General features: G+C 62.0%; 7 protein-coding genes. 4 read left to right on the forward strand and 3 right to left on the reverse strand.

Annotated elements, in window-relative coordinates:
- The 3 genes from BFL40_RS27010 to BFL40_RS27020 all read right to left on the reverse strand — a co-directional run.
- The coding region (locus BFL40_RS27010; RefSeq protein ID WP_305728532.1) for a non-ribosomal peptide synthetase at positions 1-5,757 on the reverse strand (5,757 nt) is incomplete at its 3' end.
- Positions 5,754-15,413, reverse strand: a complete 9,660-nt coding sequence (locus tag BFL40_RS27015) for a non-ribosomal peptide synthetase (protein ID WP_071486798.1) — start codon at positions 15,411-15,413, stop codon at positions 5,754-5,756. The genes BFL40_RS27010 and BFL40_RS27015, both read right to left, overlap by 4 nt.
- Positions 15,414-15,874: 461 nt before the next feature.
- On the reverse strand, positions 15,875-17,572 hold the full coding sequence (locus BFL40_RS27020; RefSeq protein WP_071486799.1) for a cyclic peptide export ABC transporter: 1,698 nt from the start codon (positions 17,570-17,572) through the stop codon (positions 15,875-15,877).
- Between the two features lie 320 nt (positions 17,573-17,892).
- On the opposite strand from BFL40_RS27020, the gene BFL40_RS27025 reads away from it, so the two are divergent.
- From BFL40_RS27025 to BFL40_RS27040, 4 genes are all read left to right on the forward strand, one after another.
- The gene (locus BFL40_RS27025; protein WP_071486800.1) at positions 17,893-18,705 is read left to right on the forward strand and encodes a helix-turn-helix transcriptional regulator; all 813 of its coding nucleotides are present in this window, start codon (positions 17,893-17,895) and stop codon (positions 18,703-18,705) included.
- A gap of 62 nt (positions 18,706-18,767) precedes the next feature.
- The gene (locus tag BFL40_RS27030) at positions 18,768-20,207 is read left to right on the forward strand and encodes an efflux transporter outer membrane subunit (RefSeq protein ID WP_071486801.1); all 1,440 of its coding nucleotides are present in this window, start codon (positions 18,768-18,770) and stop codon (positions 20,205-20,207) included.
- Positions 20,204-20,395, forward strand: coding sequence for a hypothetical protein (locus tag BFL40_RS27035; protein WP_071486802.1), 192 nt, complete (start codon positions 20,204-20,206; stop codon positions 20,393-20,395). The genes BFL40_RS27030 and BFL40_RS27035 overlap by 4 nt, the downstream gene beginning before the upstream one ends.
- 416 nt (positions 20,396-20,811) lie before the next feature.
- Positions 20,812-21,423 carry a TetR/AcrR family transcriptional regulator gene (locus tag BFL40_RS27040; RefSeq protein WP_071486803.1) on the forward strand — a complete coding sequence of 204 codons (612 nt, stop codon included), beginning with the start codon at positions 20,812-20,814 and terminating at the stop codon, positions 21,421-21,423.
- Positions 21,424-21,443: the final 20 nt, after the last annotated feature.

Consider the following 21,443-nt stretch of genomic DNA (forward strand, 5'->3'; position numbering starts at 1 on the left):
GGCTTCGGTCGGACCATAGCCGTTGAGCAAGTGTTGCGGCGCGCCGTCCTTGAGCACCCGGGCAATCACGCTCGGGTCGAGTACATCGCCGCCGACGATCAGGTAACGCAACTGCGGGAAGACCGCCAACAGCCCCTCGGCGTACTGATGGAACAACCCGGCAGTCATCCACAACACGCTGACCGCTTGCTCCTGCAACAGCGCGGCGAAATCGGTCTGGGACAGCAGCGTGTCCTGGTCGACCACCACCACCGCGCCGCCATTGAGCAACGGTGCCCACACATCGAGAGTGCTAGCGTCGAACGCCGGGTTGGAGGCAAACGCCACACGATCGTGCTGATTGAAATCGGCATAGCCGTTGTTGATCACCAACCGCGTGATCGCCCGGTGCGGCACCAGCACGCCCTTCGGCGTGCCGGTAGAGCCGGAGGTGTACATGATGTACGCCGCCGTCTCGGCCAATTGCTCAAGCGCCGGGTTATGCTCAGGCTCAACACTCAGGTCCAGGGTGTCCAGGTCCAGACGACGCGCGCCTTCCGGCACCTCAATCGAGGTCACGCTCAGCAACAGCTGCGCGCCGCTGTCCGAAATCATGAAGCCTTGACGGTCCAGCGGTGCATGGACGTCCAGCGGCACATACACCGCCGCGCACTTGCTGATTGCCAGTTGGCTGACCAGCAGGTCCAGGGAACGCTCCAGCAGGATCGCCACGCGGTCGCCGGGGGCCACGCCCTGACTGATCAAGTGATGGGCCAACTGGTTGGCACGCCGGTTCAATTGCGCATAGCTCAAGGACTGCTCGCCATGCACCGCTGCCAACGCCTGCGGATTTGCCGCCGCATGGGCTTCGAACTGCACATGCAAGGTGTGCGTGTGCGGGTAATCCCTGGCAGTACGGTTGAACCCCTGCAGCACTTGATGACGCTCAGCCTGCGGCAGCATCGACACGCCGTTAAGTGGTGCGGATGGCGTATGTTCCAGGGCATCGACCAGTTGCTCGATGACCGTATTGAAGTAAACACAGATTTTCTCTGCACCCATCGCGGCAACCGCCAATGCGCTCAGGCTGAACTGCTCGCCCAGGTCGTTGACACTGACACTCAGCGGGTAGTTGGTGCGCTCATGCACGTCAATCACATCAATACCGCGCCATGCGTACTGGTACTCGGCTTGCTCGGCCGCTGATGGCACCGCGCTGTGCCGGTAGTTGAGCAAGGCACTGAATAACGGAGTGGAATGCGCGACGCTGCTGCAACGTTGCGCCAGCGCCAACGAGGCATGCTCATGGCCAAGCAAGCCACTTAAGCTGGCGTGGGTGGCCTTGACCGCCGCCTGCACCGCTTGGCCGTCGATATCGACACGCAAGGGCAAGGTGTTGATAAACATGCCCAGCGCACGGTCGGCGCCGTCACCACCTTGCATGCGGCCCATCATCACCGTGCCGAACACCACGCGGTCGGTATGGGCAACAACGCTTAACACCCGTGCCCAGGCCAGGTGAAACACGCTGGCCGGGCTGACGCCCAGTTGCCGGGCACGTGCACGCAGGCGGCGGCTCAGGCCCGCGTCCAGGGTCAGGTCGGCTTCGTCGACGCTCGCCCCGTCATCCTCGATCGTCTGGAGGCCAAACGGCAGGGTCGGCTCGTCGATGTCCGCCAACATCTCGCGGAAGAATGCTTCATGTTGCTGTTCACTGACCCCGAGACGCGCCTGGGCGACGTAATTGCGATACGGCACCGCCGCCCCCAGGCGGTCGGTGTGCCCCAGCAGATACGCCTGCATTTCATGCTGCACCACCTCCACGGCGGTGTGATCAAGCACCAAGTGGTGAAACAAAAAGAACGCGACGATCTTCCCGCTCGCCGCATCATGGGCGTAGACCACGCGCATCAGCGGCGCCTGGTTCAGATTGAGACGGGCATAACGCACCTGCACATCGGCGCGTAATTGTTCGGCCACCGGAATAGGGCCAGGAGTCGGCATGAACTGTTCAACCGGCAACTGCGCGTGGCGCAACACCACCTGCATCGGCTGATCGAGCCCTTCCCAGAGCACAGCGGTGCGCAGGATGTCATGGCGCTCGACCACCTGTTGCAGGGCTTGGCAAAACGCCTGCAACCGCTCGCTGTCAGCAAATGCAAATTGCGACTTGAGCACGTACGGATCACGGTGCGCGGCCGACAAGTGCAGGTAGAGAATGCCTTCCTGCAACGGCGCCAGCGGGTAGATGTCTTGCACATTGGCTGCACCACCGGGCACAGCAGCAGTGATCAGGTCGATGTTGGCCTGGCTGATCCGCGCCAGCGGCAGCAGGTCCGGGGTGATGTGCGTGAGGCCCGGCACCAGCAGATTGGCCGGCACCTGCACTTCGTGGCCACTGCCCACTGCTGCCGCCAGGGCCGCCAGGGTTGGCTGGCTGAACAACACGCGCACATCCGCCTGCAAGCCCGCCTGGCGCATGCGTTCCACTAGGTTGACGGCCAGCAATGAATGCCCGCCCAGCTCGAAGAAGTGGTCATGGCGCCCCACTTGCTCGACCTTGAGCACGTCCGCCCAGATCTGCGCGAGAGTGGTTTCCAACTCACCCTGGGGCGCGGCATAACCACGGCTGAGCATCGACTCAAGTCCCGGCTCCGGCAGGGCCTGGCGGTCGAGTTTACCGTTGGCGGTCAGCGGCAGGTTGTCCAGGCGCACGTAAGCGGCCGGCACCATGTACTCCGGCAACTGCGCCTGCAATGCGCTGCGCAGGGCCTCGATGTCCACCGGCTGCGGTTGAGTGAAGTGTTCGGTGAAGTACGCCACCAGCCGACCGTCACGGGCCAGTACCACCGCTTCGCGAATCTGCGCCTGCTCGCCCAGGCGGCTTTCGATTTCGCCCAGTTCGATGCGCACGCCACGGATTTTCACCTGGTCATCGTTACGCCCCAGGTACTCCAGGGTGCCGTCCTCGCGCCAGCGCACCAGGTCACCTGTGCGGTACATGCGCGCCTGCGGGTCGCAACTGAACGGGTCCTTGAGGAAACGTTCGGCAGTCATTTGCTCGCGGTTCAGGTAACCCCGCGCCACCCCGGCACCGGCCACATACAGCTCACCGGCCACCCCTTGAGGCAGCAGTTGCTGTTGCGCATCCAGCACGTACACCTGCGCGTTGGCCACCGGTTTGCCGATGTGCAGGGTCTTGCCGGCCTCGATCAAGCCGGAGGTGGCGACGACCGTGGCTTCAGTCGGGCCGTAGTTGTTGACCAGGTTGAAACGCCGGGGCGTATTGAACTGGCGCAAACGGTCGCCGCCAATCAGCAGGGTCTTCAGGGTCGGGTGTTCCAGGTGCTGGCTGAAGGCGTACTCTGCCACGGGCGTCGGCAGGAAGCTGACATCCAACGGCTGGACTACCCACCACTGCAGCAGCGCATCAATGTCTTCATGGGCTTGCTGCGCGGGCGGCAGGTGCAGAGTCGCGCCTGCGCACAAGGCCGGCCAGACCTCCCAAGCCATGGCGTCGAAACCGAAACCGGCGACACTGGAGGTATGGCTGCCGGCGTGCAGCTCGAACGCATCGCAATGCCAGTTCACCAGGTTTTCCAGGGTCTGGTGTTCGACCATGACCCCTTTGGGCTGGCCAGTGGAGCCGGAGGTATAGATCACATAGGCCAGGTGCGCCGGAGTCAGGCCGGCCACCTTCGGATTGTCGGCCGGCGCGGCGTGCCAGGCATTGGAATTCAGATCAATGACCGGGACAGACAGCCCGGTGACCAGGGCGGCGGTCGCCGTCTGGACCAGCACCGCCACGGGGGCACTGTCTTGCAACAGGTAGGCAATACGCTCCTGGGGGTGCGCCGGGTCCACCGGCACGTAAGCCGCGCCAGCCTTGAGGATCGCCAGCAGCCCCACCAGAGTTTCGACGCTGCGTCGAGCGCAGATAGCGATGCGATCGTCGGGGCCAACCCCCCATTCGATCAAGTGGCGAGCCAGTTGGTTGGCCTGCTCGTTGAGCTGTTGATAGCTCAATTGCTGCTCGCCCTGGCGCACGGCCACCGCCTGGGGCAGCGCCAGCGCGCGGGCCTCGAACAAGGCGTGAATGGTCTGCCCACGCGGGTAATCTCTGGCCGTGTTATTAAAACCGGCCAACTGGCTGTCCCGCTCCTCGGCGGGCACGATCGGCAAGGCCTGCATCGGCGTGGCGTGACCCTGCTCCAGCGCATCGACCAGGCTGTGCAGCGCGGTGAGCATATAGCCGAGGATGCGCGGCAACGGCATGCTGGCCACGCCTTGCAACGTCAGGTTGAAGTCCTCACCGACGTCATCCACCGACAGCACCAGGGGATAGTTGCTACGCCCTTCACCGCCGAGCAACTCGATACCGTCCCATTGCGGCGCGCTCGACGCCGGCGCCTGGCTCTGGCGATAGTTGATCAAAGCACTGAACAACGGCGTAGGCGCGGCCACGCCGCTGCAACGCTGGGCCAGCGCCAGCGGCGCGTGTTCGTGCCCCAACAGGCGCGTCAAGCGCACATGGGCGGCCTTGGCTGCAGCCTGTACGTCCAGCGCGCCTACATCCAGACGCAGCGGCAACGTATTGATAAACAGCCCGAGCCCGCGCTCACTGCCCTCTCCCCCCCCCATGCGCCCCATCAGCACAGTGCCGAACACCACGTCGTCACGCCCAGAAATTCGCCCCAGTACCTGGGCCCAGGCCAAGTGATGCAGGCTGGCGACACTGACCACCTGCTGCCGGGCCTGGGCACGCAGGCGCCGACTCAAGTCGGCGCCCAGTACGTGGACCAACTCGTGCACCTGCTCGTCGCCCTGCACATCCTGATGACCGAAAGGCAGCGTCGGCTCATCCAGATCGCCGAGCATGTCGCGGAAGAATCCTTCGTGTTCCTGCACCGTCGTGCCCAGACGCGCCTGGGCCACATAGTTGCGGTACGGCACCGCCGCGCCGAGTGGCTCGACACCGCCGTACAAGCAGGCGTGGATCTCCTGATACACCACCTGCATGGCCACATGGTCAATGGCAATGTGATGAAACAGCAACATCGCCACCCAACGCTGGTTGGCCGGGTCTTCGGCGAAAACCACTCGCAGCAACGGCGCCTGGTCCAGGTGCATGTGCATGGCGCGGGTGTCGAAGCGTCGGTACAACTGCTCAGTGATCGGCCCTTCGGCCGGGTCGAGTGCCACCTCGTTGATCACCAGTTGTGACTGGCGCCAGACCACTTGCACCGGTTCATCCAGACCTTCCCAGGCAATGCTGGTGCGCAGAATATCGTGACGATTGATTACCTGCTGCAAGGCCTGGGCAAATGCCTCAAGACGTGGCCGCGTGGTGATCGCGAACTGTGAGCGCATCAGGTAAAGGTCACCTTGGCGCGCCGTCACGTGGTGGTAGAAAATCCCTTCCTGAAGCGCCGCCAACGGGTAGATGTCCTGCACATTCGCAGTACCGCCGGGCACCATGGCGACGATACGGTCGATGGCCGTCTGGTTCAGGTTCACCAGTGGCAACATCGCCGGGGTGATCAGGGGGCAGTCGGGGGCGATGGCATTGGTCGGTACGTCGACCTGCCCGGTCCGCTGCGCCGAGTAATCGCCGGCATTGATCAAGGCGATCAGCGCGGCCTTATGCTCGCGCAGCGAAGCCAGCACCCCTGGCTCGCTTAAGGCCAGTTTATTGCCCTGCAACACGAGTTGATCGCCCTTGACGGACAGCTGCACGTCCTTTTCTTTCAGTGTTGCCAACAGTTCGATAACACTCACAGGACCATCTCCATTCTTTCCGTAATTGCGGCGTATTCCCACAGCGTGGAGTGCTCGAACAGCGCCTTGACGTTGGCCTCGATACCTTCCTGGCGTAAGCGCCCGATCAGGCTGACCGCCAATAACGAATGCCCGCCCAGCTCAAGGAAGTTGTCGTGGCGACCGACGCGTTCGACGTTCAACAACTCCGTCCAGAGCCGGGCCATGGCGGTTTCAATTTCGCCTTGAGGGGCTTCGTATGCATGGGTGCGCAGCGCTCCCACGTCCGGCGCCGGCAGGGCCTTGCGGTCGAGCTTGCCGTTGGGGCTCAGCGGCAGCGCGTCGAGGTGCACGAACACCTGCGGCAGCATGAACTCCGGCAATTGCTCCAACAGGTGGGCGCGCAGGGCCTCGGTGGCGGCCGGTACGCCGGTGTAATAGGCCACCAGGCGTTTGTCGCCCGGCACGTCTTCGCGGGCCAACACCGTGGCTTCCTGGATGTGCGGGAATTCGCCCAGGCGCGCCTGGATTTCCCCCAACTCGATACGCACGCCACGGATTTTCACCTGGTCATCGTTGCGGCCCAGGTACTCGATGTTGCCGTCGGGCAAATAGCGTGCGACGTCACCGGTGCGGTAGATCCGCCCGGTGCTGTAAGGGTCCTTGAGGAAGCGTTCGGCGTTCAGCTCAGGACGGTTCAGGTAGCCACGGGCAACCTGCACGCCGCCGATGAACAGTTCACCGCTGACTCCCAGTGGTACCGGCTGCAAGTGCGCGTCGAGCACGTACATGCGCACGTTGCCAATCGGCTTGCCGATCGGCGTGTTGTCCGGGGTAACGGCGCCATTGCAATCCCACGCCGTCACTTCCACTGCGGCTTCGGTGGGGCCGTAGTGGTTGAACAAGGCGCTGCCCGGCAATTGCGCCTTGAAGCGTCGCACCAGGCTGCCTGGCAAGGCTTCACCGCTGCACATTACCCGCGCCAACCCGGCTGCCTGGCTGACATCACCATGGGCCAGGAACACGTCAAGCATCGACGGCACGAAATGCACCGTGGTGATGTGTTCGGCCTGAATCACCTCACACAGGTATGCAGGGTCTTTGTGCCCACCAGGGCGGGCCATAACCAGACGCGCACCGGTGAACAGCGGCCAGAAGAATTCCCACACCGACACATCGAAGCTGAACGGGGTTTTCTGCAAGAGCGCATCCGAGCTGTCCAGGCGATAGGTGTCCTGCATGCACAACAAGCGGTTGACCACCGGGCTGTGTTCGTTGATCACACCCTTGGGCTTGCCGGTGGAGCCGGAGGTGTAGATCACGTAGGCCTGGTGCTGCGGGGTCAATTCGGCAATCAGCGGGTTGCTTGCCGACTGGTGTTGCCAGGTGACGAGCTCCAGGTCGACCACCGGCACAGCGACGTCACCCAGCAAGGCGCGAGTGGCGCTTTGCACCAGGACCACGGACGGCGCGCTGTCTTCAAGCATGTAGGCCAGGCGGTCCAGCGGGTAAGCCGGGTCCAGTGGTACGTAACCGCCGCCGGCCTTGAGGATCGCCAGCAAACCGATGACCATCTCGGCGCTCCGTTCAACGCAGATGCCAACCCGGGACTCCAGCACTACACCCTGTTCGCGCAGATGATGGGCGAGGCGATTGGCGCGTTGGTTCAGCTCGCGGTAGCTCAGGCGCTGACCGTCCGCCAGCAGCGCAATGGCGTCCGGCGTGCGCTGCACCTGGGCTTCGAACAGGCCGTGAATCGTCTGTTGCAGCGCGTGATCCTTGACGGTGTCGTTGAAGCGCACCAGCAGGGTTTCACGCTCGGCTAGCGGTATCACCGAGAGTTGCTGCACGGCAGTGTGCGGCGCCGTCTCCAGCGCCTCCACCAACTGCTGCAAGGCGGTCTGCATGTAGGCCGCTACGCGCTGGGCATTCACACCGGTGGTCTGCACTCCGAGCAAGAAACCTTCGCCCTGGTCGTCCACCGACAGCATGCACGGGTAGTTGGTGCGTTCGCGCACCTCCAGCACTTGCGCACCGGACCAGTACTGCGGCCCTTCGCTTTCCAGCAACGGGCTGTGCCGGTAGTTGAGGATTGAACTGAACAGCGGCGACGCAGCCGGCACGGCGCTGCAACGCTGCGCCACCACCAGCGGTGCATGCTCGTGACCTAACAACGCGGAGAGCCGGGCGTGCACGGCGCGCGCAGCGGCACGCACGCCTTGCTCACCGACGCTGACGCGCAGCGGCAACGTATTGATGAACATGCCCAGCGCCCGGTCGGCGCCGTCACCACTCTGCATGCGACCCAGCAACACGGTGCCGAACACCACGTCATCACGCCCACTGACGCTGGCCAGCACTCTGGCCCAGGCCAGGTGATGCAGGCTGGCGGCGCTGATGCCCAAGTGGCGCGCCTGCGCACGCAAGCGCCGGCACAGCGGCGCATCCAGTTGGATCTTGGCCTCCTCAGCCGACAGCCCGTCACCCTGCACTTCCTGCAGACCGAACGGCAGGGTCGGCTCGTCGATGTCGTTGAGCATCTCGCGGAAAAACTGTTCGTGGTCGGCCTGGCTGACGCCCAACAGCGCCTGCGCCACGTAATTGCGGTACGGCATCGCTGCGTCCAATTGCGCGAAGCCGCCGCTGCGGTAGGCAAGGACCTCCTCGCTGATCACATCCAGCGCGGTGTGGTCCATGGCGATGTGGTGGAACAGCAACATCGCCAACCAGCGCTGGTTGGCTTCATCGTGCACATAGGCCAGGTGCAGCAGCGGTGCCTGGCTCAACACCAGACGCACCTGGCGCGGGTCGAAGCGCGCGTGCAATTGTTCCAGCACACTGCCCTGGGCCGGGTCGAAATACAGTTCTTCGAGGGGCAGTTCGGCGCGGCGCAGCACCACTTGCACCGGCTGTTCGAGGTCGTCCCAGAGGATCGCGGTGCGCGTGATGTCATGGCGGTCAATCACCGCCTGCAGGGCCTGGGCAAAGGTGTCGAGTTGCTCGCGGTTTTCCAGGCTGAAGGTGGCCTGCAACAGGTAGGGATCTCCTTGTTCGCTGGTGATGTGGTGATACAGGATGCCCTGCTGCAACGGCGCCAACGGGTAGATGTCCTGCACATTGCGCGCACCACCGGGCACCCGAGCGACGATGCGGTCCAGGGTGTCCTGGTCGAGGTTGATCAAACTCAGCATGTCGGCGCGGATGTGTGCGCAGTCAGCCGGGATTCCATTGGCCGGTACCTGGATTTCGCTGCCGCCGCCCACGGCCGCCGCAAGGGCCGCCAATGTCGGCTGGCCGAACAGCACGCGCACGTCGGCGCTAAGGCCCAGTTGGCGCATACGCTCGATGAGTTTGACTGCCAACAGCGAGTGACCACCCAGCTCAAAGAAGTTGTCCTGGCGGCCCACGCGGGCCACGCCCAGCACCTGGCTCCACAGTTCGGCCAGGGTGGTCTCGATGGCGTTGTGCGGTGCTTCATATTCACGGCTGGCAAACGCCTCAACATCCGGCACCGGCAAGGCACGGCGGTCGAGTTTTCCGTTGGGCGACAGCGGCAGCGCGTCCAGTTGCACATAGGCCGCCGGAATCATGTAGTCGGGCAGCAGCGCTTGCAGATGCTCGCGCAGCGCGTCGATACCCGCCGGCACCGCCTCGGCGTGGGCAGTGAAATAGGCCACCAGGCGCTTGTCGCCGGGGCTGTCTTCGCGCACCAGCACCGCTGCATCGCGGATGCCGGGATGCTGGGCCAGGCGCGCTTCGATTTCGCCCAGTTCCACACGGAAACCGCGAATCTTGATCTGGCCGTCGTTGCGGCCCAGATAATCGATTTCGCCGTCGCGTTGGTAGCGGCCCAAGTCACCGGTTTTGTACAGACGGCCCTGGGAGACAAACGGGTCGGCCAGGAAGCGCTCGGCGGTCAGGTCATCGCGGTGCAAATAGCCACGGGCCACGCAGGCACCACCGATGTAGATCTCACCGGCGACACCCAGCGGCACCGGCTGCAGGTGTTCGTTGAGCAGGTAGATACGCGTATTAGCCACGGGCACGCCAATCGATGGCAACACCGGCCACAACGTGGCATCACCGTCCAGGGTCAGGGCCGTGGTGACGTGGGACTCGGTAGGCCCGTAGTGGTTGTGCAGGCGGCAGCCGGGCAGGCGCAGGAACAACTCACGCATCGGTTCGCTGATACGCAGTTGCTCACCGGCTGTGATCACATCGCTCAGCGCACAAGGCAAACGCCCGAGTTCAGGCGTCTCGGCCACGGCTTCGGCCAGCGCTTGCAGGGCGATGCACGGCAGGAACAGACGCTGGACGCCTTGCTCGCAGATATGCCGGAACAATTCGCGAAAATTCAGCCGCAAGTCGCCCGGAATCAATGACAGTTCACCACCGGCACACAAGGTGCTGAAGACTTCCTGAAAGGCCACGTCAAAGCCCAGTGCAGCGAACTGCAAGGTACGTTGGGCCGGACGGCCATCGGTCAGGGTTTGTGCAATCTGCCACTGCATCAGGTTGACCAGTGGCCCGTGGGGCATGGCGACGCCCTTGGGCTGCCCGGTGGAACCGGAGGTGTAGATCACGTAGGCCAGGGCATCGGCATCCAGGCCCGGAACTTGCGGGTTGTGCGCGGGCTGCGCATCGATACCGTCGGCGGCATCCAGCAGCAAGGTCGGCACGCTGGACAGGCTGAAACGCTGCGCCAGGCGCTGCTGGGTCAGCAAGGCCTTGGGCGCACTGTCTTGCAGCATGTAGGCCAGGCGCTCATCCGGGTAGGCCGGGTCCAACGGTACGTAACCCGCGCCGGCCTTGAGAATCGCCAACAGGCCCGCGACCATTTCCAGGCTGCGTTCGGCGCAAATCGCCACGCGGTCGTTGGCCCCGATGCCGTCGGCGATCAGGCGGTGGGCAATCCGGTTGGCCAGCACGTTCAAGTCACCGTAGCTCAGGGACTGACCGTCGTAGGTCACGGCGATTGCGTCAGGCTGGCGCTGCGCCTGTGCTTCGAACAGCGTGTGCACGGTCGCGGTGACCGGGTATTCAATATCGAAGGCGTTGAAGTCGGCCAGCAGCACCTGACGTTCGGCGTCCGGCAGGATCGCGAGGCTGTGCAATGCTTGATCCGGCTGGTGCTCCAGGGCGTCAGCGATGGCTTCCAGCACACGGTGCATGTAGCCGCAGATGCGCTTCGGTTCGACGCCGGCCACGGCCTGCACACTCAGACCGAAGGAGTCACCGAGGTCGTCCACCGACAACATCAGCGGGAAGTTGGTGCGTTCTTCGCCACCGGCCATTTCCACACCGGCCCACATCAGGGCCTTGCCGGCATCTTCCGCCGACTGTGCGCCGACCGCGGCATGCCGGTAGTTGAGCAACGCGCTGAACAACGGTGTCGGCGCCGCCACACCACTGCAACGTTGCGCCAGGGACAGCGGCGCATGTTCATGGCCGAGCAAGGCGGCCAGACGCGCGTGGGTGGTTTTCAGCGCGCGTTCGACGCCTTGATCACCCGCTTCTACGCGCAACGGCAAGGTGTTGATGAACATGCCGAAGGCGCGGTCGGCGTCCTCGCCACTGCTCAGGCGGCCCATCAACACGGTGCCGAACACCACGTCGCGGCGCGCGGCCAGATGCCCGACCACCTGGCCCCAGGCCAAGTGATGCAGGCTGGCATTGCTCACCCCCAGACGTCGGGCCTGGGCACGCAGGCGCTGACCAAGCAGCGGCGCCACCGGCAAGCTGGCTTGCGCAACATCCCGACCATCACCCTGCACATCCTGCAGGCCGAACGGCAAACTCGGCTCGTCGACGTCGCCGAGCATCTCGCGGAAAAATGCCTCATGGGCAGCCTGGTTAATGCCCAGGCGGGTCTGCGCCACGTAATTACGATACGGCACCGACGGCGCCAGTTGATCGCCGCGGCCTTGCGCCAGCGCCTCGATTTCCTGGCCCAGCAACGCCAGCGAGGTAGCGTCATCAATCAGGTGATGGAACTGCAGGACCGCGACCCAGCCGGCGCCCGGACGGTCTTCAGCAAAATGCAGGGCCATCATCGGTGCGCGTGTCAGGTCCATACGCGTGTGGCGCGGGTCGAAGCGCTCGGACAACTGCGTGGCAACCTCCCCGAGCGCCGGTTCAAATTGCACTTCCTGCACCGGCAGGCGCGCCTCACGCCAGACCACTTGCACCGGCTCGTCGAGACCTTGCCAGGCCACTGAGGTGCGCAGGATGTCGTGGCGGCTGATGACCTGTTGCAAGGCGTCGACAAAGCCCTGCACCTGCTCGCGACTGTGCATGCGTAACACCACCTGCAGCAGGTAGGGATCGCCATCGGTGCTGGTCTGGTGGTGGAACAGGATGCCTTCCTGCAACGGCACCAGCGCGTAGATGTCCTGTACGTTGGCGACACCGCCGGGGATGCCGGCGACAACGCGGTCGATCTGCTCCTGAGGCAACCGCGTCAGGGGCAGCATGGCCGGAGTGATCCGCGTGCAATCGGCCGGGATCACATTGGCAGGCACCTGCACGTGGTGTCGGCTGCCGGCTGCGGCGGCCAACGCGACCAAGGTCGGTTGACCGAATAGCACGCTCACATCCGCGCTCAGGCCAACCTGGCGCATGCGCTCAATCAGCTTGACCGCCAATAACGAGTGACCGCCCAGCTCGAAGAACTGGTCGTGGCGCCCTACCCGCTCGACACCCAACAATTCGCTCCAAAGACGCGCCAGGGTAGTTTCCAGTTCACCCTGCGGCGCCGCGTACTCGCGCCGCGCAAAGGCTTCGGTATCCGGCGTCGGCAGGGCCTTGCGGTCGAGCTTGCCGTTGGTGGTCAGGGGCAAACTCGACAACATCACAAAGGCGCTGGGCACCATGTACTCGGCCAGCGACACCATCAGTTGCGTACGCAGCTCGGCGGCCGACGGTTCCGCGCCGTCGCTGGCAATGACGTAGGCTATCAGGCGCTTATCGCCCGATTCATCTTCGCGGGCAATCACCACAGCTTCGCGCACGCCGTCACAGGCAGCCAGACGCGCTTCGATCTCACCCAGCTCGATGCGGAAACCACGGATTTTCACCTGATCGTCATTACGACCCAGGTAGTCAATACTGCCGTCCGCCAGCCAGCGACCGAGATCGCCAGTGCGGTACATGCGAGCGCCCGGAGTCGTGTCGAAGGGATCATCGAGGAAGCGCTCGGCATTCAATTCAGGCCGGTTCAGGTAACCACGAGCAACCCCCGCCCCTCCCACATACAACTCACCTTCCACCCCATGCGGGACGGGTTGCCCTTGGGCGTCGAGGATGTACAGGCGCAGATCCGGGATACGCCCGCCAATCGGGCTGGTGCCTACCCGGCAGGCATCCGCTGCGGTCAGGGCGCGATAGGTCACATGCACGGTGGTTTCGGTGATGCCGTACATGTTCACCAGTTGCGTACCGGCGTTGGTCGTACGCGCATACCACGGTTTGAGAATCCCCGGCTCCAGGGCTTCACCGCCGAAGATCACCTGGCGCAGGGAGTGCTTCAAGGCACTCTGGCCCTGGGCCGCGATCAACGAACGGAAGGCACTCGGCGTCTGGTTGAGGATCGTCACCCCGGCACTGCACAGCAGGGCATAACATTCGTCCGGCGAACGGCTGGTGAGCTGCGGCACCACCAGCAACTGCCCGCCATGCATCAGCGCGCCCCAGATTTCCCACACGGAGAAGTCGAAGGCAAACGAGTGGAACAGTGCCCACACATCTTGATCGTTAAAATTGAACCAACCCTCGGTGGCGGTGAACAAGCGCGCCACGTTGTGATGCTCAATCATCACGCCCTTGGGCAAGCCGGTTGAGCCGGAGGTGTAGATCACATACGCCAGGTTGGCCGAGGTCAGGCCCGGCACATGCGGATTTTGGGGTGATTCGGCCTGGCAATCGTCGGCATCCAACTCGATAACCGGCACCGACAGCTCGGCGACCAAGGCATGAGTCGCCTGCTGCACCAGCACCGCCACCGGCGCACTGTCCTGCAAGGTGTAGCTGATGCGCTCCTGCGGGTACGCCGGGTCGATCGGCACATAACCGGCACCCGCTTTGAGGATGCCCAACAGACCGACCATCATGTCCAGGCCGCGCTCGACGCAGATCGCCACCCGATCATCCGGGCGCACACCCAGGCTCAACAGGCGGTGCGCGACCTGGTTGGCGCGGCGGTTCAAGTCGTCGTAGCTCAGGCGTTGGCCGTCGAAAATCAGCGCCGTCGCATTGGGACGGGATGCCGCCTGGGTCTCAAACAGTCCATGAATAGTGTCTTGGCCGGGGTACGTGCAGACGTCGGCATTCCACTGTTGCAACAGCGCGCGGTCGGTCTCGGTGGTCAACGAAAACTCAGCCACGGCCAGATCGGCATTCTCCAGGGCCTGCTCCAGCACATAGGTAAAGCGTTCGGCTAAGGCCTCGATTTCATCGGCGTTGAAATACGCCTCGTTATAGACGTAGTGCGCCCACGCCTTATCCTTGTGATTGCTCGCCCGCAGGTGAAACGCCAGGGGCATCTGCTCGTGGTTGTTGGTGACTTTGACCAGGTGCCCGCGCTGCTCGGCGAACTGGTACAGGTGATCGTCCTGTTCGTAGGACAGGGTCAGGTCGAACAGTGGGCCGCTTTCGGCGCGCAGGTTCATGCCGCTCAGCGGGAAGCGCTGGTGGCGATAATCCTGCTTGAGTGCATCGCGTACGGCGCCGACCAAGGCGCTAAAGGTCAACTCGCGGCCGAGACTGAAGCGCACGGCACTGACCTGGGTAAACATGCCCAGAGTGGTTTTGAACTTGGCCGAGCGGTTGAGTAATGGCAGGCCCACTACCCACTCATCACGCTGGGTCACGCGGGTGAAGTAGACATACATGGCCGCCAGCAAAACGTGGAAGGTCGAGGCCTGGCAGACTTTCGCCAGCTCGCCCATACGATCGTGCAACACCACTGGGAACGGACGAATGTAATGCCGGCCAGGCGCCTTGCCCTTGGCATATTGATCCTGGTGACGCGCGGCAAATAACGGTTCAGGCAGGGTCTGGTACTTGTGCTGCCAGTATTCGCGGTCCTTTTCATAACGTGCCGACTCGCGGTAGCGCACGTCGTCATGGATGAAATCGACATAGGAGCTGGCCTCCATGTCAGGCTGCCGCGCCTCGGTCAGGTCGCTGTATATGTCGCCCAGCGATTGCAGCATTTCACCGAAAGCCCAACCGTCAAGAATGATGTGGTGAGCCTGGCTGGCGAAGTAGTAGTGCGCCTCCCCCAACTTGATCAGGAAAAAGCGAAACAGTGGTGCCTGGGTCAGCGAAAACGCCCGAGCCATGTGCTCGTCCATCAACGCCAACGCTGCGTTGACAGGATCGGCCTGTTCAGACAAGTCGAACAGCGGCACCGCCACCGACACTGTTGGAGCAATGAATTGCAGCGGCACGCCATCGGCATCGGTGGCGTCCAGCAGCGTGAGACGCAGGGCATCGTGCTTGGCCACCAGCACTTCGGCGGCTCGTTGCATCCGCTCGGCGTTGAGCGGGCCGTTGAGCTCCAAGTAGGAGCCGATGTTGTACAGCGGCGATTCACCTTGACTGATCTGGTCCAGCCAGATGGCTTTCTGCGCGGCGGTCAGAGGGAACGTCTGCGATGACTGCACGGGCAAATTCATACGATCACCTGCGCGATAAAACCAGCAACGGCAAGGTTGTTTGAGAGGATTTTTTTCGCGACAAGGTCGCCCATGGCCACTGCAGAAAAACGTTTCATAAAAGCCTTCTCAGAGTTTTGTCAGTGCCACCTGGGTCACAGCGCAGCAGCGAGGGAAGTTGAGGCAATAAATCGTTAAAAACGTCAAGCCAACGGACAAATCAAGGTGCCTATACGGCCTTGTACGCTGGATAAAAAAGTCGCCCACAGCGTCACCTGATAAGCGCATTGGCAAATTTAAGCATCGGCGTTTTTGGCTGTATGTCACCTGAATCCCGGACAATCACGGGACATTGAAACATTCTGCAATTTTTGATTTATCTAATTGATATTTAATGATTTTTTAAAACAAAAAAACACGAAACCCATAGTTTTAAAAGCTATGGGCGTCGTGTTTTGGGATGGGCGTCGGCGTCACCTGGATTAGGCGCGGCGGTCCTCGGCGACAAGGCTTACATCGGAGACGATATGGCCATCGACCAACTTGACGATACGGTCGGCCAATTGGAAGTATTGATCATCATGAGTAATGATCAATACGGTCTTGCCGCGACGTTTCAGCTCCGGCAGCAGCTCTTCGTAGAAGAAGCGCTTGAACGGCGGATCCTGATCCGCCGCCCACTCATCAAGGACATACACCGGGCGATCTTCCATGTAGGCACACACCAGGGCCAGGCGCTTTTGTTGCCCATAGGACAGCTCTTTGGTGGTGGAATACCCAAGCCCTTCGATCTTGACTTTGTCGGCCAGACCCAGGGCGGTGAGGTGCTTCTGCGCCAGACCCGGATTGACCTCCTCACCTTCAGGACCGATCAGTCGGTTGAATAGATGGAAGTCGCTGAACACCGCGGAAAACAGGTCACGGTAATCACTGCGGGTCTCATCGTTGACGGCGACCCCATCGAGCAATACCTGCCCGGCCTGGGGTACGTACAACCCGCACAGCGCCTTGACCAGGGTACTTTTTCCGCAGCCGTTGCCGCCAATAATGTAGATCAACTCACCGCTGTTGATGGTCAGGTCGACCGGCCCCAGAGCAAAACCGTTCTCGGCATCTGCGCCGCGATAGTTCATCACCACACCTTTGAGCGCGATCTGGCGCCAGTGTTTCTTGTGCTCCAGGCGCAGGACATTGGTGTTATCCGGCTCGTCCTGTTCAGCATGGTGCTCGTTGATCAGGAAACCAAACTCGGCGAGACGATTGATCGCAATCCGCCCCTGCGCCATGACCGGCATCGCGCCGATCAACAACCCCAACGGCCCCAGGATATACATCACCGTCAACACGCTGGCGGTCATCACCTGACTGTCGGTCACCATCAGCAACGGCAAGGCGAACACCAGGCTGCCGATCAGCAGCGATTGGGTGACCAGCCCCATGTTTTCAGCGCCGAGGTACCACATATGCTCGATGAAATTGAAACGTGCCACCCGCGTGGACGACTCCTTGATTGCAGAGCGGCCAAACCAGCGTCGGCGAATACCGTTGAGCTTCAATTCCTTGAGACCGAAGACCAGGCCGTGTGTGTGTTCGTTGAAGGCCGTGAACTCATCACGCACGCGGCCAGTGAACTTCACGCCGCCGAGGAACAGGAAGATGTACAGCATCGCCCCCACTGCCAGCAGCGCCAGGGTCAAGGCAAACACCGTCCACGACAGGTAAGCCAGGTAAGCCAGGCCACACATGAACACTGTGGACTCCACCAGCATCACCGGCATAACCAGCAGCGTCGCATTGAGCTGCGGAATGTCGGTGGTCAACAGCGTCAGCACATTGGGCGGGCCGCGCCGATCCACTTCTTCGAGGGGCGAAGAGAGAATTTTCTGGCACAACGCAATGCGCAAGCGCGTCATCAATTTCATGTTGGCGTACGCGGGGAACAAGGTCGCGCCGTTGCGAAACGCCAGCGCCACCACACTCAAACCGACAAACCAATACAGCAAGTGCAACCGCGATCCCTGCTCGTAAATCGCCAGGTTGATCACGTTGACCACTGCGATCGCCGCCACGCCGCTGACGATGCCGGTGACCACTGAAAAGAAGGCCAGCCAGGGATGATTTTGCCAAAGCAGACGCAAGACCGAGCCCGGCTTGGGCGGCTTCTCATGCTCTTTATTCATGGATTAACTCCTCAAATACACTCAAGACCGGGCATGGCCCGTCAGGCAAACCGCTGCTACTGGCCAGGGTGCCGGAGCCGCCAAGTGTACGGATTGCCTACGATTCGGCTGTCCCCGAAAGCCTGTACAAAACGTTGGCCGAGGCAAATCCGCGAGGGAGAAGCGGATGCGACCTGAATGTCCCCGCTTTCTATTACAGACCGCCGCAGAATGAATGGGCCTAATACGGACCCGAGACGAACCCTTCAGGAGTGAACGATGACTGCGCCGATCGCTCACCCACTACTTATAAAAACATCGCGATCAAGGATGATTGGACTATGGATCTGACCAGCAGTATTCGAAATGCGGACAGCCCACACTTCTATTTCATACTCGGCGAGTTGATCTCCAGTACTGACCAGGATCATTTCGCACTCAACATGCTCAAGCTGATCGACAAGCTCTTGCCGGTCACGGCATTGACGCTCAGCGAATGGACACTCGATAAGTCAAACACCCACCTGACCGATATCAAGGCTTTGGGCAATGCCGGCGATCCTGCCGACATCCCCGCGCCCAACGCTAGCAGTCCCACCGACACCCCTGCGCTGCTCCAGGAGGTGCTGGAGATGGAGGGCTCGCTGCTGATCCGCATGAACACGCGTACTAAAGGGGCCAGCAAGGTGTCGCGCCGCGCCGCGCACCAGTGCACGCTGGTGTCGCGTGACGGCAGCCGACGCTGTGTCGTGACCTTGTATCGGTCGCACACTCAGAGGGACTTCTCTCTGAGCGAACTGTCGCTGCTCAAAAATCTCTCCGATGCCTTGCTACCGCTGATTGAAAGTTATGCCCAGTTCAGTCGCCAGAACACGCTGCGAAAAATGGGCAGCTGGATGGCGGCCCTGGTCACCAACCAGGAGCCGACGCAAATTCACCGCGAATTTCACAAACGCCTGACGCTATGCGACATCACCTTGTCGACCCGCGAACAGGAAGTTTGCCTGGGTTTACTAAATGGCGGAACGGTGCCGGAAATAGCGGAAAAGTTGCGCCTGAAAAATAGCTCTATCGAAACCTACCTCAAGCGTGCAACCGCAAAGCTTGGGGTCAGCGGCCGACATGGATTGACCAAATGGATGGTCGGCGCCTAGCAGAACTCAAGAAACGGGTTACTGCGCTGTAACCCGTGCTCCCTTTCAAATGAGGCTGGCCAATGAACAAGTTTGCTTTCTCCCTGGTGACGGTTGCCGTGGCGCTGGGCGGATGCTCGCTCATCCCCGATTACCACCAACCCGCAGCACCGGTGGCGATACAGTACCCACAAGGCCCGGCGTATGCCGCTGCCGCTGGAACGGTCAGTGAAGACGCTGCCAGCCAGGGGTGGCGCACACTGTTTCACGACCCGTCCTTACAGCAACTGATTCAGACCGCCCTGACTCAAAACCGCGACCTGCGTGTCGCCGCCTTGAATGTCGAGGCTTTCCGCGCACAGTACCAGATCCAGCGTGCCGACCTGTTCCCGGCCATTTCCGCGAGCGGCGGCGGCACCCGCCAGCGTGTCCCGGCGAGTATTACCCAGACCGGCAAGTCGGCGATCACCTCCACCTATTCTGCGACGCTGGGAATCAGTTCGTATGAACTGGATTTCTTCGGCCGCATCCGCAGCCTCAGCGAGCAGGCGATGCAGGCTTATCTGTCCACCGAGCAAGCACGCCGCAGCGCGGAACTGAGCCTAGTGGCCAGCGTCGCCAATGCCTACCTGACCTGGCGCGCCGACCAGGAGCTACTCGTGTTGACGCGCCAGACGCTGACCTCCTACGAGGAAAGCCTGCGCCTGACCACGCGCAGCCTGGATGCGGGCGCCGCGTCTTCGTTGGAGGCCGCACAGGCGCAAACCAGTGTCGAGAGCGCCCGCACCAACCTGGCCCGCTATGAGCGCCAAGTGGCGCAGGACCGCAACAGCCTGACGCTGTTGGTTGGCACCGCGCTACCGGAACTCCTGCCGGCTCGGCCGCTGGCCAGCAACCTGATCGCCCAAGTGCCTTCCGGCCTGCCATCGGACCTGCTGCAGCGTCGTCCCGACATTCTCCAGGCCGAGTACCAGCTCAAATCCGCCAACGCCAATATCGGCGCCGCCCGTGCCGCATTCTTCCCCAGTGTCAGCCTGACTGCGAATGCGGGCGCGTCCAGCTCCCAGCTATCCAGCCTGTTCAAGGGTGGCTCGGGCAGTTGGACGTTCCAACCCCAGATCAACCTGCCGATCTTCAATGCCGGCAGCCTGCGCTCGAGCCTCGACTATTCCAAGTTGCAAAAAGACATCAGTGTCGCCCAGTATGAAAAAGCCATTCAGACGGCGTTCCAGGAAGTGTCCGATGGATTGGCGGCACGCCAGACCTATGACAACCAACTGAGCGCGCAACGCGACTTGGTCCAGGCGAATCAGATCTATTACAACCTCGCGCAAAACCGCTATCGCGTCGGAGTGGACAGCAACCTAGTCTTCCTCGATGCGCAACGCTCCTTGTTCTCCTCACAACAGGCGCTGATCACTGACCGCTTGGCGCAGTTGATTGCCGAGGTCAATCTATACACCGCCTTGGGTGGCGCATGGGGAGAACCGACCCGCCTGGCTGTTGCCGAGACGCGCCCATGAGCACCTTCGAGCCCGGGCAATATGTGCGCCTGCGCTCGGGGGGCAAGAGAATGCTGGTCAAGTCTGCACTGGACACCGCGCAACTACCCAACACTGCGCTAGTACCCTGTGAGCATGAAGAGAAAAAACGCACGATCCTGGGGTTCTACATCGCCGCCAATCTGAAGTTGGCGGACGCCCCACCGTGAGCGCCGCAGGGTAAGCCTGAGACAACGCTGCGAGCAACGTCACGGCTGCCCAAATAACCATTGATCACGCCGAGAACTCCGGTCACCAACTCATGTTTTTTCCAGCAGCCTACAAATGGGAATGATCGAGCACAGCAGGATCGAAAGCGCCTTGCTGGCGCCCGTCAGCACATCGAAATACACCAGCGCCTATGTCAGTAGTCTCTCCCAACTGCTGGCGCCCCCCACTCCGCCGACGCGAACCAAGGTGTGCATACACCTGCGAGCAAGGCGCGCCGAAAACGGCTAGTGCCGACGATAATCGATCGCTGCCTCACTACAGAAATGAGTGCTTTAAACTTTTTACCCCATAAAGTATTTTGCAAGACTGCTTGGGGGCTGCTGCGCCCACCTCTATTACCTGTCAAGGATTTCCCGTGAGCGGACTGCGTGAACGGCAAAGGCTCGAACGACGCCAAGCCATCAGTAAAGCGGCGATCGAACTGTTCGAACGCCAGGGTTTCCAGAACACCACCATCGAACAGATCGCCAACCAGGCGGGCGTTTCGGCGCCCACGGTGTTCAAGTACTTCGGCAACAAGCAGGAAATCATCCTGGAAATCCTCCATGAGGCTGACCGGCGCGCACTGCAGGACACCCGTTGCCGGGTCCCGGCCATGGACGATCCGGTTGACGCCCTCTGCTACCTGGAAAAGCTCCTCACCGACTACGCGCTGGAAGTCATGCACCCCAGCCTGTGGCGTGAGCTGTTGCCGCTGATCCTGTTCGGCGGCGAGAGCGAGTTGCCCGAAGGCTACCGGGCCATGAACAACGCCCTACTTGCCGAAATCAGCGGCCTGCTGCGCGACCTGCAACAGGCCGGCAAGCTGAGCGCCGACCTGGACGTCGACCTGGCGGCGTTTTTGCTCAACGATTATGCGCACCTGCAACTGTTGCGGCTGGTCAGCCAGACGCCACCGAACATCGAGTCCCATTCCAGCCAGGTGCGACGCATCACGGCCTTGCTGTTTCAGGGCATGCGCGCCTAAGCGCGCTGCCACATGCACGG

The organism is Pseudomonas costantinii, assembly GCF_001870435.1.
GTDB classification, from domain to species: domain Bacteria; phylum Pseudomonadota; class Gammaproteobacteria; order Pseudomonadales; family Pseudomonadaceae; genus Aquipseudomonas; species Aquipseudomonas costantinii.